This is a genomic window from Chryseobacterium sp. SIMBA_029, assembly GCF_046535275.1.
Classification (GTDB): Bacteria; Bacteroidota; Bacteroidia; order Flavobacteriales; family Weeksellaceae; genus Chryseobacterium.
In genome coordinates, this window is record NZ_JAWRXA010000005.1 from 22,906 (window position 1) to 39,583 (window position 16,678).

13 protein-coding genes and 1 tRNA gene are annotated in these 16,678 nt (G+C 33.0%); 5 read left to right on the forward strand and 9 right to left on the reverse strand.

The window, feature by feature from the left end; genetic code table 11:
• Positions 1-2 precede the first annotated feature (2 nt).
• Positions 3-647: a monofunctional biosynthetic peptidoglycan transglycosylase gene (gene mtgA, locus SB679_RS10045; RefSeq protein WP_034714897.1), complete on the reverse strand. Its 645-nt coding sequence runs from the start codon at positions 645-647 to the stop codon at positions 3-5.
• Positions 648-692: 45 nt separating this feature from the next.
• Complete coding sequence (locus tag SB679_RS10050) at positions 693-1,739, reverse strand: ABC transporter substrate-binding protein (RefSeq protein WP_410702122.1); 1,047 nt, start codon at positions 1,737-1,739, stop codon at positions 693-695.
• Between the two features lie 59 nt (positions 1,740-1,798).
• Here SB679_RS10050 and SB679_RS10055 point away from each other — a divergent pair.
• Positions 1,799-1,872: transfer RNA gene (locus tag SB679_RS10055), tRNA-Arg, on the forward strand.
• 196 nt (positions 1,873-2,068) lie between these two features.
• On the opposite strand, the gene SB679_RS10060 is transcribed toward SB679_RS10055, so the two are convergent.
• The 7 genes from SB679_RS10060 to SB679_RS10090 all read right to left on the reverse strand — a co-directional run bounded on the left by SB679_RS10060 (position 2,069) and on the right by SB679_RS10090 (position 10,153).
• Positions 2,069-2,227, reverse strand: a complete 159-nt coding sequence (locus SB679_RS10060; RefSeq protein ID WP_410702123.1) for a PTS sugar transporter subunit IIBC — start codon at positions 2,225-2,227, stop codon at positions 2,069-2,071.
• Positions 2,214-2,858, reverse strand: coding sequence for a zinc ribbon domain-containing protein (locus SB679_RS10065; RefSeq protein WP_410702124.1), 645 nt, complete (start codon positions 2,856-2,858; stop codon positions 2,214-2,216). Before SB679_RS10065 ends, SB679_RS10060 begins: the two co-directional genes overlap by 14 nt.
• Positions 2,859-2,863: 5 nt before the next feature.
• On the reverse strand, positions 2,864-3,688 hold the full coding sequence (locus SB679_RS10070; RefSeq protein WP_410702125.1) for a recombinase family protein: 825 nt from the start codon (positions 3,686-3,688) through the stop codon (positions 2,864-2,866).
• Between the two features lie 548 nt (positions 3,689-4,236).
• Positions 4,237-7,947, reverse strand: coding sequence for a hypothetical protein (locus SB679_RS10075; protein ID WP_410702126.1), 3,711 nt, complete (start codon positions 7,945-7,947; stop codon positions 4,237-4,239).
• Between the two features lie 317 nt (positions 7,948-8,264).
• The gene (locus SB679_RS10080) at positions 8,265-8,885 is read right to left on the reverse strand and encodes a hypothetical protein (protein ID WP_410702127.1); all 621 of its coding nucleotides are present in this window, start codon (positions 8,883-8,885) and stop codon (positions 8,265-8,267) included.
• The gene (locus SB679_RS10085; RefSeq protein ID WP_410702128.1) at positions 8,878-9,852 is read right to left on the reverse strand and encodes an MvdC/MvdD family ATP grasp protein; all 975 of its coding nucleotides are present in this window, start codon (positions 9,850-9,852) and stop codon (positions 8,878-8,880) included. Before SB679_RS10085 ends, SB679_RS10080 begins: the two co-directional genes overlap by 8 nt.
• A complete protein-coding gene (locus tag SB679_RS10090) occupies positions 9,821-10,153 on the reverse strand; it encodes a hypothetical protein (RefSeq protein WP_410702129.1) in 333 nt (110 codons plus the stop codon). The genes SB679_RS10085 and SB679_RS10090 overlap by 32 nt, the downstream gene beginning before the upstream one ends.
• 270 nt (positions 10,154-10,423) lie before the next feature.
• Here SB679_RS10090 and SB679_RS10095 point away from each other — a divergent pair, with 270 nt between their 5' ends.
• The 4 genes from SB679_RS10095 to SB679_RS10110 all read left to right on the forward strand — a co-directional run bounded on the left by SB679_RS10095 (position 10,424) and on the right by SB679_RS10110 (position 16,677).
• On the forward strand, positions 10,424-13,300 hold the full coding sequence (locus tag SB679_RS10095; RefSeq protein ID WP_410702130.1) for a hypothetical protein: 2,877 nt from the start codon (positions 10,424-10,426) through the stop codon (positions 13,298-13,300).
• Positions 13,301-13,322: 22 nt separating this feature from the next.
• Positions 13,323-14,318, forward strand: a complete 996-nt coding sequence (locus tag SB679_RS10100; RefSeq protein ID WP_410702131.1) for a hypothetical protein — start codon at positions 13,323-13,325, stop codon at positions 14,316-14,318.
• 188 nt (positions 14,319-14,506) lie between these two features.
• The gene (locus SB679_RS10105; RefSeq protein ID WP_410702132.1) at positions 14,507-15,580 is read left to right on the forward strand and encodes a DUF262 domain-containing protein; all 1,074 of its coding nucleotides are present in this window, start codon (positions 14,507-14,509) and stop codon (positions 15,578-15,580) included.
• Positions 15,577-16,677 (forward strand): DUF3696 domain-containing protein, encoded by a 1,101-nt coding sequence (locus SB679_RS10110; protein ID WP_410702133.1) that lies wholly within the window; start codon positions 15,577-15,579, stop codon positions 16,675-16,677. Before SB679_RS10105 ends, SB679_RS10110 begins: the two co-directional genes overlap by 4 nt.
• The last annotated feature ends 1 nt before the right edge of the window (position 16,678 follow it).

Consider the following 16,678-nt stretch of genomic DNA (forward strand, 5'->3'; position numbering starts at 1 on the left):
TACTATTTCAAACTTACATTCCTCATTTGTCTCATAATCCAGTTATGTTTCTTTCTTAAATAGGGCGATGGATTTTTAGGGTCATACTTTTTAGGATTAGGCAGAACGGCCGCAATCCATGCTGCATCTGAAGCACTTAAGTCTTTGGAAGATTTTCCAAAATAATATTGGGAAGCCGCTTCCACTCCAAATACTCCTTTCCCCATTTCAATGGAATTCAAGTATCTTTCAAGGATAATATCTTTAGTCCATACTTTTTCTATGATAAAGGTATACATGGCTTCCAGTCCTTTTCTGAGCCAGCTTCTGCCCTGCCAAAGGAAGACATTTTTCGCTGTCTGCTGAGAAATGGTGCTTCCGCCCCGAATTTTCTTTCCTTCCTCATTATGCTTCATGGCTTTTTCTATTGCCGTATAATCGAATCCGTTATGGATAAAAAACTTTTGGTCTTCGGAAGCAATGACTGCTTTTTTCACATTATTTCCCATGTCATCATAGGAAATATAATCCCGCTTCAGTTTCCCGAATTCAAACAATGCTCCGATCTGCGTAATCGTAACCGGCGGATTGAAAAACCTGCCCCATATGATAAACACTACATTCAGAACAAGAACGATAAAGATGAACTGTTTAATTTTTTTCCACATAACTTTTTCTAAAAAAGAAGTACAAAAATAAGCAAATACTCTGAGTTATTGCAATTCCTTCATATAGGTTAGTTGATAATCCGGCAAAAGTTCGGGGTGAAAAATTTTAATATAATCTTTCAGAATCAGGTCTGCCCGTACTACGCCACTCTCAAAAAAGTCATTGGCTTTCTGTTTTTCTTTTCCTGTGATCACATACATATGGCCTTTATTGAAAACATCCAGCTTTCCGTAGAACGGATTCATCCCCAGCATTTCTTTTTTGGAAGTATGGTTTCCTGCGTTTACCCAATATTGCACACCGCTGGATTTGGCATAGACTTCTTCAAAACTCATGGTTAAAGCTTTCTCTTCGGTATTATCTTTTAAAATATAGGCTGCGTTGGCATCGGAAATATAATTAGCTACAGAAGTTTTACCTCCCGGAAGATACCATACATCCCCATACATTTCATTCGCCAAGACTGCAGGTCTTTGCTTTGCTTTTAATGCCAGTTGTTTCAGACTGTTGTAATTCTTTTCAATTTCCTGGTATTTAGCAGCTGCTTCTTTCTCTTTTCCTAATAATTCTCCAAAAAGCTTTACATAGGCTGTTTTTTCCAACGGTTTTTGTTCCATATATTCATCCAGGAAAATCACCTGAATTCCATTGTTTTTCAATAACTGATACGCATTGTCAAAACTGGCAATATAGTTCGTGAAGATCGCATCAGGTTTCAGAGAAATAATTTTCTCAATATCATATTTCTGATCACTTCCTACATTCTGGATTTTTCCTTCTTTAAGGAGCGATTGAATTTTTTCTGAATAAATATATTCCGGACTTGATACTCCGATAATCAGATTTTCCGCACCAAGCTCTGAAATATAACCCGCCATACTTGCATTTAACAGGATAATTTTCTTAAATGGAGTCTGATTTGATTTAAATTGATAGGTGAAATTCCCCGATTTTAACTCCAGTACTCCGTTATTCTCTTTATACTGCGTTCTATTTGATATTACAGATGCATCTGCGGATGAAATTTTTTGTTCTCTCTTACAGGAGATTAGCACTACAACTGTAAATAAAAGTAAAATTCTCTGTTTCATCTTTCAAAGAAAGGAAAAAAGTGCTATATTTGCAAACCCTTAATCAACAAGGAAACAACGGCCTCGTGGCGCAACTGAATAGCGCATCTGATTACGGCTCAGAAGGTTACAGGTTTGAATCCTGTCGAGGTCACTTAAGGAGACAACTATCGAATAGTGTCTCCTTTTTTTATGCCAATAAGAATCTGTGACCCAATCTTTTACAATCTGGTCAGGTATAGTTCGATTTTTTTTAATTAGAATCTTTAGGCTGTTTTCAATAAACAGTATAAAAGTGCTTAAACAGGCATTTAACTCCCCTTTAGCATACGTTCGACATCTCTTTAAGGTTATAAGTTTTTTCTCTCTTTTAACTTATTATAATTTTTTGATACTAAATATAGCAATTCCAATATAATTATTGCTTCATTATCATCCACATGAATACCATTCTTTGCTAGTATGATAATAGCCTGTTCAACTGTAACATTTTTATCAATGAAATTCATTTCGACTATTTTTTGATAATATTTTTGAAAATGCACTATTTAAATTCAAAGAAAGATTTCCTGTCTTATAATCAATATTAATAGGCGGGATAAGATCTATAAGATATCTTTTATCCGCTGTATCAAACTCTTGAAATCCTTGAAAAATTTTAGCAAATAATCTATTTTCTACAGGGTCTTCTTTTCTATCAATATCTTTTAATTTAGCAGTAATATCATGAAGTTCCCTTTTAAGGCATTTAGTGTTAACCTCATTCTCTTTTTTCAATTCATTATAATCATCGAGCTTCAGTATTCCCACTATAAATAACTTTCTAGCTTGAGAAAGAGTCCCTCCTTCCTCTTTTAGTTTTCTCTCAACTAAATTTTGCGAATGTAAATAACCTGCTTTTAGTGTTTTAATATTTTGATCTTCCAAAATATTACTGAATAATTCAATAGCATTACTTGAAAGCACCCATTCCTGAAGTTTATTTTGATAACAATTATTAAGAAAAACCGCATTTATCCTTATTCTACAGCCTTTATGACAATGATAATAAGGATACCTTTGTTTTGAACCTTGTGAAAAACTCCCAGTAAGTTTCCGATCGCAAATAGGGCAAATTAAAAAACCCCTTAAAAAAAACATAGCTTTTAAATTATCTTTTTAGCTGTAGTTTTTTTTGGGGTATTAATAATCGACTGAACCTGATAAAACAACGATTCAGATATCAATGGTTCATGTAATCCCTTTACGACTTGTTCTTCTTTAGAGTTAAATTTTATTGGTACAAGACCACAATAAACTGGGTTCCGTAAAATTCTGAAAAAGTGCGATCGTGAACATATCAGTCCTTTATCATTAGCCGCCCTCTGAATCTCAGATATTTTATGGTCATTTTTAGCAACCTGATGAAAAATCCATTTTATCAGGTCTGCTTCCGGCTCCTTAGGAGCAATAACCTTTTTACCATCTATTAATGTCAGATTGATAAATCCCAAAGGAGCTTTACTGGGATACCTACCCATTAATTTTGCACGACGAATACCGTTGGCCGTATTTTGTGCTCTTCGAGTATTTTCCGCTTCTGGAACAGCTAAATATACTGCAAGCATAACCGTGCTTTCCGGAACAGAAAGATCTAAAGGCTGATCAATAGCCATTGCTGTTGTTTTATATTTCCGAAGCATTCCTATCATTTCATAAGCATACTCAACATTACGACTAAATCGATCCCACTTGATGAATAATATGTTCCTATCTTCTCCTGATGATTTTTTTTTGATTATTGAAAATAACTTTTTCCATTCAGGGCGATTAAAATTTTTAGCGGAATAATCTTCACGATAAATTCCTATAACTTCGATATTGTTATATTTACAATATTTTAATAGTCGATCCTCCTGCTCTGGTAAGGAGTACCCCTTTCTTCTTTGTTCGTCCGTACTTACACGGACGTATAAATAGGCTGTTTTCATACAAATAATGTATTAAATTAATACATTAAAAATAGAAGTAAGGAACTATATATCCTATTAGCCATATTGATTTTAACTGCAACAGAACTAAGGAAGAAATCAACATTTATAGATTAGACTTTATGACCCAACGGGCAGTCAACTGTTGTTTGTACGACAGTAACCGCAGTAATTAAATGACATTGTTACATATTAATACGACACCCACATATCACAAGTATTTTAAGGAACTGAAGAATTTTAACTACGTTAAATACATACCTTCCTATCATCCAGGATATCGCAGCACAGTGGAAATACTACAGCCACGGCGATTTTAATGTATAAAATATAGCTTAATATTCATCTTTAATTCGCAGGCATATATTCATTAGCATAATCATGGCAATAATTTGAATATGTTTATAATCAAACTTTTATACTGTTTTGAAGAGGAGTGTTAGGATATTAGTAGAGATCAACACCTACAAAAATTCTAGACCAGGGAATATAAAAACAATGCACCCCACAGAGCCAACAAAATATAATAAAAACAGTGAGTCAACCTATTACCAAAAGCCTCTAAAAATATGTTTCCTTTCTTGATTTGTCTGGCGATTTTCGGATGCGATCCGCTCGTCAAGGTAGTTTTTATGTTTAAAATATTTGTAATGATTGGGCATAGAAAGAATGGCATCCTTTATTTCTCTTAGTTCTCTGGATTTAAAATCCGACCAGATCTCATGTCCAGTTGAGCTAAAATGATTGTTGTGAAATTGCAGTTTCATAAAGAGGGCAAGATCATCGTTCTGCGAAATAATCTGTTGAATTAACCGCATATAAAACTGTTTAAGGCTGTTTCTCGCAGTATCAATAACCATATTGAGCACGTTAATGTCTTCCGGAAAGCCCATTACTATTTTCTCAAGTACTTCGAACGCTTTTTCGTGATGCTCCTCCTGAATTGAATTAAAAAAAATACAAGCTAAATGCTCAGTACTTGAAAACCGTGTAATCTCTGCTATTTTCAGCATTGATCGGTATACCATTTCGCTTGCATTAGAAAATCCCCATATTCCACTAAGTATCTTATTATCCGTTTTATATAAAATTCTTTCTGAGTTAACAAGCCAATCAATGTAGCGGTCAAAAAACAGGTTATCTCTTTCCACTAGAAGCATCAGCTCACGACCATCATAATCAAAATTTCCCGGCATTTCTTCCTGCTGAAAGTAAATTTCCTGACAAAGCCCCAAGTTGGAATCGAGCAGTTCTGAGCTTTCCTGAAAGAAATTGTGTTTAAGTTTATAAATGAAGGAATTGTTTTTTGTCCTATTATCATATAATGCCTGCATTATACGTCCTTTTGTCCCGGAACGATAATCCTCATACTGGTTATAGTGGTCCCCATAGATATCTATAGCTCCTGAATATAAGGTATAAAACGCAGTCAATTGATCAATTTTTTTATCATCAATTTGATCTTCGGGTAAGTAAAGGAAAAGGCAATTTATCCATTCGTTTTTATTTGTGAACTCATATTTGTTGATAAGTAAGTAGAATCGATCGGTTGATTCTTTCCCTTGCATTAAAATAGGCCAAATAATACTTGACCCACTGAGAAAGGCGATATTGCCATTTTGTAAGTAGAATTCCAAACATTCCATGCCTAGTTCCAAGTTCGTTGACAAAATGTTCCGAATCAAAATAGCTACTCCGTCTCCAGCACTACTGAAAAAGGGCTTAAAATCAAATATTTCAATAAGTCTATAATATATGTTTCTAAAATCTTCCAAAGATTTAACAGATATTTTCTCTGAAATTAATTTAGTCTTATGCATCCGGAATTCTTCCCAGCTAATCGTTTCGTCGATCAACCCATACTTCATTGAGAGCATCGAATAAAGCTCATACGTTGCACTTGTGAATTTTTCGCGTAAAGATGATAATACCATTGGTGAAGTAGAAATATTTTTCTCCACTAAATCGACGTATCTGTTTACAAAATAAGACTCTACAAAATTCTCATGATGCATGCACTTATCAATAATTGCTAATATACCATCAAAATCTTGTTCAATTTCGGGATATTTTAAATACTTTTCTGCTCTTATATAATTGATGAGCAACAATCTAACAAAAGGTTTGTGTGATTCATAATCATCGAGATAATGGTTGAGAAGCTGGCTTCTAAATCTCTTTAAAATATCTTTCAATATGTATCTGTCATCAATTTTTTCATATAATTCATTACGCCATGAAATTTGAAAAATGACATGATCCATAATTAGGTACAATGCATATTTATATTTTATATCTGTTTTTGCCTCCCCTATTAGGAAATCGAAGACAAATGAAATTTTGGGAAGCCCGTTCAATATTTCAGTTTTATTTACATATAGCCTTGCTTTCAGTTTGTCTATTAAAATAGCAAGAGTTTCAGGCTTCTTTCCGGCATATTCAAAACTGAGGTATATTGCAGTTTTGAATTGATCTAATTCTACAAGATAGAAGGTTTGTAAAAGATCTAGGATCTCATCATTAGGCTGCTTGTGATGGGGTTTGACTAAACTTTCATATGAAAATACTTGCTCATCTGAGAATTGAGTACTGTTCTTATTTGTTGAAATCCAGGTAAAGAACAGATCAGGAAAATATTTGCTGAAAATTCTCATAAATAACAAGGCTGTCCCATTGTTGTCCTTAATCACATTCCAAAAGGATTGCCAATCGGTATACTTTTTAGCTATGACATTGTCTTCTCCGAATGCATTAATGGACGGAATGACTGAATCCTTTAGCCTATAGGTATTTCTTTCATAACAATGAACTAACAGCGTATTAAAATCCAAAATTGGATTTCGAAAAAAACAGTCGTAGAAAAAATAAGTTGCGATAATCTGCTCGCTGATCCTAACCACAGAACGGTCAAATATTTCTGTAATTTCAAGTTCCTCTAGCTCAAACGCACATTCAATAAATTCATCAACATTAAGACCAAAAGAAGTTATAATATCCTGTTCCTCAGGTAGCGATGTGTCAATGGTATAAAGAAAGGAGATTATGCCTAATACTTGACGAGTATGCTTTTTGCTAAGAATCTCTTTTTCAATTAATATATTGTCAAAATATGCATCATAAACCCGAGTAACGTCTCCCAACACATTTGCATCTGGATCCGATTTCATGGTTTCTGCGGCCATAATAGCCAGTCTAGGATTCCCGTCGCTAATCTGAGCAATACGATTTATAATTTCCCAATCATTGACCTGAAAAGGCTCATGTGAAATAATTTCTTTGATAATTTCATCACTGAGTTTGGCAAGAATAAAGCCATGAGGCTTCATACTTCCGCACTGCTTGATTACGTCATCTTTTGCATAGTCCCTCACCGTCATTATCACTTTCAATCTCACGTCAGATTCTACAAACTTCTCAAGTACCTTTATAAGATTGTTCAACTGCCTGTTGGCATCGTCAATTAGAAGGATATAAGACTGCCCTGCTTGAAGGAAGGTTGCCAAGTCCTCCGTAATTTCGCCGGATTTTGGAAAAATATAAAAAGAAGTAAATTCTTCGTTGGACTTTATAAAGCTATCCATCGACTCTATAGCAAGCCTCGATTTGCCAACTCCTGCTGGACCACTTAAAAGGACCAAGTCATGATAAATTAGTTGTTCAATTAATACAGACTTTTCATGCTCTCTACCTACTAGCGGATTATCCAACGGAGTGGAGAGATTCTTTTTATGGTATTGTTTTAAAAATTCTGGCTTATTTAAGACTTGGCCAGTGTCAAAAGCAATCCCCAAAAAATCTTTTGCAAAGACTTTGCCTGCTGTAGAATAATAATATGCCAACTCGTGTAAACCAATAATTTTTAAACCGATGCCAACATCTGTACAAATCGATTCAAGGGCTTCTGATGCACCGGTGTCAACAGATGAATTACAACATAAATATATTGAGTCTACCTTTTCTTGAGGAACCTGAAGCTTGTCAAAATTAAGACAAGCCTTGAGGTCCGCCACCAGTTTTTTATTAAAGTCCGCAGAATTTAAATTATCCTTCGTAGTACATTCTCCAAGAATATACTTCCCGTCATCTTGCTTTAAATAGATATCTGGATGTCCTTTTTTTGTCTTTTCTTTTCCATCTACTGTACCCGGACTATGGATTAGACCTCCAACATTATATTTTAGGTATTCTATACAAACAATTTGGAACTTTCCTTGCTCCATTGCCCTAAGTTCTTGGGTGATCTGCGTGTATTTGCTCATTATTGTTGTTTGTAAATATAAAATATGACAAAAAGAACTAATTAGATCTCGAAATTTATAAAATTAACTCCCTGAATCACAATTAATAACTAGTACATAATATTAGCACCAAGAACAATATCAATTCCTTTCGAACCTTAATTCGACGGCATCCAAAGTCCATTGAATTTGCTAGCTATCTTTAGTAATTGGAATGAAAATCAAGCAATATAAGATTCTACAACTTCGTACAGTCAGCAATTATTACATTATATAGCAAAAAATTACAATTCTTTTCTTATTTACTTTTCACCTTTTAATCAAACCAATTTTATCATTTACAGAAAAAAACAAAAGTAGAAAACCATGAATGCATATAGACAAATAACAAACATAGCTCTTTTGTAATACTCCTGTGCCATTACCAAATTCGAGACTTTCATATTTATAATATCTTCATTACCCTTAATAATTTTGAAAAAAATAAGAAGGATCTCCCTTTTAAATTTGTTTTTATCTCCAGGAATATTTATATCATCATTTCCCAACACATGATATATTCCTCTTTCCAATACTTTTATTGAGAACCATACAGTTCTAAGTGTATAAATGGCTAAAATTACAGATATTAATACGGAGATCTTAATAACTCCATTAGGGATATCTTTACCCCAAATTAATGTATTCGCGCCGATCACAATCGTATTTGCCAAACTTAATGAGCCTATAAAGAGAGCTGCTTTGGATTCAGTACCTTTTCTGCGGTCTTCTTCTTCTTGGTATATCTTACCTTGTAATTGTAGAGCAAGATCTAGATTTTCCTCCTCAATTTTGATAATAGTTTGTACCTCGGATGCCTCGCATTCTGCGGTTAAATTTTGATCAGAGACCTCGCTATTATCGTCCACTTCAAGCAACGGCCAAACCAGCTCTCTAAGTTTAAGTAAAATTTTATTCATCAATTTTGCTCTTTAACAAATTTACTATTGCTCCTGAGATATTAAAATCAAGCAATTTTTCAATCCATGCCCATTGGCCATTCGGATTAATTTCAAGAAATACGTATTCTCCATATTCATTCAAAATAAGATCAATAGCGCCAAAATTTAAATTTAAAAACTTCACCAAGTTGATACATTTGGTTGAAATTTCTACTGGGAGGGTATAAATACTGTGTTTAAGCCCATTTTGGCTAAATCTCCAATCTACTTTCGAATCCTCAGAATCCTGTGAGTGTATTAAGGCTGCAAATACATTATCTCCCACAACAGTAATCCTTAAATCGCCTTTCTTCTTAATATGTTCCTGGAAAAATGTTGGACAACAGCGAACACGCTGCACATTAATATGATCCAAGTACACTTTATTGGTGAAAATAATACCTTCTTCGCTTTCATCATCAGATACTAATCCTGTACGTATTGGTTTAATAATACATTCTTCCTCATTCGCTTTAAAAAAGCTAGTCGCAGAATTTGTATTCGTAGTAATCAAACTCGGCGCAATGCTAAAACCTAAGCTTTTCGCAAGACGAAGCTGATCGATTTTGTTTTCTGCATTTCTAATGTGACTAACATTGTTCAACCAATATGCAGAACCAAGTATTTTATAAATTCCCTCTAAGGTATAACTGATTTCATTACGTATAAAATGATTTTCGGCTTTACTAAGCTCTGGGTTATCCTCAGGCAGTTCGGGCCTTCGGAAATATACACTTTTCACCGCCAATAAATCAATTTCAAGTTCAGTTGTCCTGTCAAGAATTCTAAAATTATCGTTACAAAAGTCAAAATCAACCTCAACATTACTACCTAAATCCTCAGTATTTAATCTGTAAAACGCTATGTCATTCTCTTTAAGCCTTCTTACTACAAAGTCGGTTGTAACATCAGTTTTATTGGTAATAAGGAGTACGCGTATCATCATTTTCTAATTTCACAAGAGTTTTTGTCGTATACATAACGTAATCCAATTGATAGTCATCTTTCTCGCCACTAACCTTAGTCCTAGTTGCTAAATCAAATGACAACGAGTAGTCATCACTTTCAGACTTGACCTTCGTAACTGTATTAAGGTTAACGGTTAAATCGCTCGAAGCATCAATTAAAGGAATTTTCTTTCCATCAATTTCAACAATGTTAAGAGACTCAAAAGGATCGTAAATGTAATCTGGATCAAAATTTGACTCGGGGCGAATAATCTTATAATCTAATATTAATGGCTTCATACTTTTGTTAAGGTAAATATTATAAAAATAGTAAATATCTTGCTCTTTTCATCTCACGAAAAGTAAAAATACGCCATTAAAAGACAAATAAGAGTTGAAGGGAAGAAATTTTTTATGATCAATTTTATTTTCATTTACTAAACGTCTTATCTAAATCTAGCAGTACTTAGATTATAAATCAGTCCTACGACATTGATCAGTAATTTTTTAGACCAAATTAATATCAATAAACTATATCTTTGAGCGTGATATAAAACTTTTGATTAAAAAATGCCAGATATAGATCTAAACTCGATTAAAATTTTCAGAAGAAATGGAGATGCAGTTTCAACAAACAGGGGCTTTTATTATCAGTACTTGTCTCTGTTGAAGAAATGGATAACAAATTTTATAAATGGAGCTGAGAGTACTCTTTATACAGAAGTTGACAATGATATCAAAGAGATTGGAAAGACCTGTGTATTCACTCAATTAAAGTGCTATAGTTCAGATTTTAGTTTAAACTCGAAGGAAATTAGACATTCTCTGTTTGACTTTTTCATTACTTATCTTAGGTACAAGCAAAATAATATTACACCAAAATTTTCATTTGTCACCAACTCAGGAATACAGAAAAAAGAAAAATTGTTAGGTAAATGGTTTAGTAGAGAAATTTTTAAAAATACTGCAGATATTGAATCTTTAAAGAAAAAAAATAGGGAGATACTCAAAGGTGAATCCAACAAAATAAGACAGGCAAAGCTTAACTGTCAAAATGTTTCTGCACACAAAAAACTTGAAGTAAATACTAGCTATAAGGCATTGTGTTCTATTCTGTTGGATGATTTGCTCATTGAAGATTTTTGCAGGACAGTCCATTGGGAGTTTGGCGAGCTCACAACAGAAGATGCTGTATTCCAAATTAGGCAAGAGATATTAGTCTTATTAAAGAATAAAATATTTGGTGATAGACCGATTGAAATTATCTTTAGAGTGCTTTTATCTGAAATAAATAGGTGTTCACAAGAAAGCGAAGCTTCAATGAGATGTCTGACCACTTCCGATTTACAAGATCTTCTGGATTTAAGCGATTCTGAAATAAAGGCAAGAATCGATTCAAAATTTATACAATTTATCGGTTTTGAATTAGAGGAAATAAAGGATAGGATTAAAACTGTTGAGTCAAAACAAGAAAATCAAGCAGCACGCATAGAAAACCTTAAACCCAATACTTTAGAAAACATTGATCTTACATTAGTTCCATATGTCAATGATTTAGATATTATTTTTGGCTGGAATAATGAATTTAAGGATACATTTGATATTCTCAGTAAAAAAAAGCTAATCACAATTCACAATTATGGCGGTGTTGGAAAAACAACATTTGCTAAAAAATTCCTTACGATCAACCGAAATAAATATAATAACGTTATATGGTTAAATATTGAAAAATCAATACAAACTTCATTTGTATTTAATAACCTGTTGCTTTCAAGTTTACGTATAAATTTAGATAAGGAAAAAACTGTAGATGAGCAATTTAATATTATTTTAGCTGAGCTGGGTAAAATCGGTGATAATAACCTTATTATATTAGATATCCAAGATAATGACGAGACTTCTTCGGCACTAGACAGAATTGTAAGTTTAAGAAATTGGAAGAAAATGATCCTAACGCGGGCTAGATTTAAAACGTTAAACCCTTACCTGCTCCCACATTTGGATTATGACAGTGCAGGCAACCTCTTTAAATTACACTGTTCAAAGGATTTTAACGAAGCAGTATTTAAAGCTTTTTTGGAATATATTGAGTTTAATACACTTATTATTGAGCTTGTTGCCAAAACAATTGAGAATGGTTTTGATCTCACGTTAGAGTTTATATTTGAGTCGATTAAGACGCAGAATTTAAACAATGAACTGCTTAAGATAGATATTGGTATTTATAATGTAGAGAGCAAAGTAGCAGCTATTTTTGATTTTATCCTACAAAAATTTTCTGTTGAGGGCATAAATGATAATGAAGAGTTCTTTTTGGAATATCTTGCACTACTTCCATCTACTGATATAATCATTGAAGATTTAATATTAATATGCGGCAAGGAATTCTATGATGGTAACAAAATCAGTTATATAAACTGTATCAATTCTTTAGAAAAGAAAGGGCTTCTGCAATATGAGGACAACAAAAAAAGTATACGCGTCCACAAAATTCTACAGCAAACAATTATTTATCGTTTAAGAGGACAAAATAGTCCTTTTGTAGAGTTCTCATTCTACATATCCTGGTTAGCGCGAAGAATAGCTGAAGGATATAATAATCCGAAAGGATCGTTCCGGTTTCTAAAATATGCAGAATCAATATTAAATACCATTAAAGAGGAGTATCGATCAAATATTTATCAGCCACTTCTTCTACTGGAAAATGAATATTTGCATCTATCTTCATTTTTCTTTATACGTAATAATATCGATGAATTATGGGCTGATTTAATAAAGAGAACTGAACATTATTTAGGAAAGGATGCTCTTTGTTTAGGAGCAATGTACAATAATCTTGCTTCGACATTAAACATTGAGAATTCTTTGGATGATATTATTAATTATCAGCGAAAAGCTAACAAATTATATTCACAACATTCCGGTGATTTTAAAAATGGTGATTTATTAATGTTTATCACCTCATTACAAAATCTAGCCCAGGCATATCTATTAAAAGATGAGCCAGAAAACGTACTTAAATGTCTTCAGAAAGTAGCAGTCCTAAGAAAACAAAATTATTTCTATAATGACGCACAAGTCGGCGTAGAGTACACTATATTATCTGAACTTCACCGTAAAACAAAGAATTTTGATATATCGGAGTTACTAATCACGAAAGCCATTAAATATCATAATTCAATACCCGCTGAAAAGAGAAACGAATTATTATTATCTAGCTACTACAATAAACTATCGGAAAGCTGCATTTTGAAAAACAATTTGGATGAAGCTATAGCTCATCAGCTAAAATGTGTTGAAATTCTGGATTCGGAGAGAATAAAAAATACACATGTTGTAAAAATGTATCAATTTTTAATTGAACTTTATAAAGTTAGTAATGATATGGATGGTGCTGCAATTTATAGTTGTAAACTTGATCTATTGATAGAACAAAACAAAAATTAAATAATATGCAGGTCCTTAAGTAATGGTTGAAACGCAAATATATATTTCGGTAAATAGAAAGGCAGATATCGACGTAATCAAAACCATCTTGATTAGAAATAAGATAGAATCTCCTGTTTATATTACCGAATTCGGGGAAAACTTTGGAATAAATTTTACCAGTAGCTACGAAGAATGGGAGCTTGACAAATTAATATCGGAAACATTTCCTGGATATGAATTCGTAACGGATCTGAACCGAGGAAGAAAAGAAATACGACTAGAAATTTCAAGGTACCAATCTGAACTGTGTACAACGAAGTGGGGAAATCCAATCGATAATCCCTTAAATCAAACCAGATATCTGATAAAAAAAAGTTTAGAAGTTCCCATTCGATTTAATCCAGAAATAAAAGTCCTTTTCGGTTCAGATGAGAAATCATATCATATAAATATCATACCTGGTATTAATAGTTCCACTCAAGAAAAGGGATTCCTCCTGTTAGATGATTTTAAGCAAAAAGCCGATCCTGAGACAACGGATTTCTTTCCAGATAAACTATATAAAACTCAACTTGATGCTTTTTATAGAGGGAAAGATAAATTGGAAAGTATTGTAGCTACAGATTTCATGGAATTTCTGGGCTTAAAAAAGAGAGAAAAACAACAATGTGAAAAAATTCCTAGGAAAATAATCCGTGAATTTGTAAATAGTTGCAATAATTACGATTATGATTCCATTTTAAAAGATTTATCTCCGAACATTGAATTTGAAATAAGAGTAAATTGGCAGCAAAAATTTGTTACTGAAGGCATAGAAGATTTAAAGAAATACATTAGGTCTTCACATCAACAAATATGCGGAAGGCATTTCAAAATCAAATCTCCATGGACATTTCACCAAAAAGATATAAGCATTTCATTACATACCAGCACCCCACCCTCAGAAACTGAAGAAGTACCAAAGAATTTTTATAGAATCCAACTAAACTTTAGGATGGAGGAACAGAAAATAAATCAGATAATCTTTGAAATATAAGACAGTAATCCCTATCCCGTAAAAATACAATACGCAAGGCTATCATTTTTCTTCATGAAACAAAACCTATGTTGGTTATTTTGCTAACTAGTTTTAAATTATATTACTATAGGCTGATTGGCTTTGATTTCGTATTTTTACACATAGATTCACAAAGAATATTTAGTTACATTTGAAACGTAGCATTAATGCCTGATTTTAAGATTTTTAATTCCAACAAATTACCATATGATCCTAATGACGTTGACATTAGGCAGCAATCTTTTTCTCTAGATATGATTGCTCATATGATGAGATTAGGTGAAATTGAACTTTGGCGTCCAAATGATTTTCAAAGATTAAGTGGATTATGGAGTGCAAAACAAAAAAGCCGCTTAATTGAGTCATTATTAATGAATATTCCATTACCAATTTTTTATATGGATGGCAGTAGGATGCCTTGGAAAATTATTGATGGCCTGCAAAGACTAACTGTTCTAGATGAATTCATGAATAAGAACTTATTTGCACTTTCAGATTTGCAATATCAATTTGATATTGAAGGCCTTTATTTCAATGATCTCCCTTTTTCATACCAACGTAAAATCAGAACCTTTGTTATAGAGGCTTATGTAATTAATCCAGGTACACCGGAAGAAGTTAAGTTCAATATTTTTCAAAGAATCAATACAAGTGGAATAAGGTTGAATACTCAAGAATTAAGAAATGCATACTACTCCGGAGTTTCGGCATCATTTATTTTAGAATTAACTGAACTTTCCAATTTTAAAGATTCTATTGGAAGAGATATATCATCAAAAAGGATGAAAGATAGAGAATTCGCACTTAGATTCTTTGCATTTTACTCTAATCTTAAATCTTATAATTCTCCAATGGAAAGGTTTTTAGATATGGCTATGCAAAGTATTGAGAGTTATACTAAATCTGAATTAATTCAAATTAGGGATAATTTTGATTTGGCATTGCGCACATGCATGCAACTTTTTGGCGAAGATGCCTTTTTTATTATCAATAACAATGGTAAAAGACTTACCAATACTCCAAATATTGCATTATTTGAAGCGTGGACAGTTAATTTAGCATTAAGAGGTCAAAGTATCCACCATCAGATATTACTTAATAAAGAATATTTGACGCGGAAATACTTGGAGTTTTTTCATATTCCTGAATTTTATCGTACAATTACATCTACTACAACAAAGAAAGAGTCTGTTGATCTTCGTTTTGCTATGATCAGCGACTTAATAGATATTTCAATATGATTAATCAAGTTAAATTATATCAATTTAAAGGTTTTAAAGAACAAATTTTTAATTTTTCAAAGCTTACTCTTTTGACCGGGGTCAATGGAATGGGAAAATCCAGCCTTATTCAAGCTCTGCTTGTTTTAAGGAATAGCTTCGATCGCGGAGATTTACAACATGGTACTGCACTTACCATTGAGGATAAAGAACTTGTAAACTTAGTGAGTCCCGATTCTATGTTAAACTTCGATGCTGAAAATAGTGAGGTATCTATAAATTTGCTTGATGGTGATTTTGAGGGGGAATGGACGGTTGTTGCTGAAGGAATTAGCAATTCACTGCCACTTATTGACCATCAATATAATTCCGATATTTTTAAATCGTCTTTATTCCAAACCTCTTTCCAATATTTAAATGCAGAACGTATAGGTCCGAGAAAATCTTACGATCGACTTTCTGTTAGTCGTAATCACAGCCCATTAGGATATCGCGGTGAATATACTGCAACCAAACTTTCTGAGGCAGCGACAAAATTAGAAAAAATGATTCACCCTTCTCTATCTTTAACCTCGAGTGAATTTATTTATGACCAAGTTTCAAACTGGTTAAGTAAAATTATCCACCCGGGTACAAAAGTGAGTCTCGATGAAACCAATACAAGCGATATTTCAATTCAGTATAACTTTGCGAGACAGAAAGGCAAAAACTTCAATCCTTTAAATATAGGTTTCGGTTTTTCTTTTGCACTGCCAATAATTGTAGCTGTGCTTACCGCTGCAAAGGGATCGTTATTAATTGTAGAGAATCCAGAAGCTCATCTTCACCCAAAAGGACAAGCAGAAATGGGAAAGTTTTTGGGATTGGCAGCTAACTCTGGTATACAAGTAATTATAGAAACACACAGTGACCACATATTAAATGGATTAAGGATTGCCATAAAAGAAAAGGAAATACCCAAGGAAGCAATTGGGATTATTTTTGTGGGAACATTTAATGATAATGGGCAAGATAAGATTTATGTTACTGAGCCTGTAATTAATTCAGATGGTAGAATTAATGATTGGCCAGAAGATTTTTTTGATACTTGGGAATATTCAATGATGCATTTACTATAAT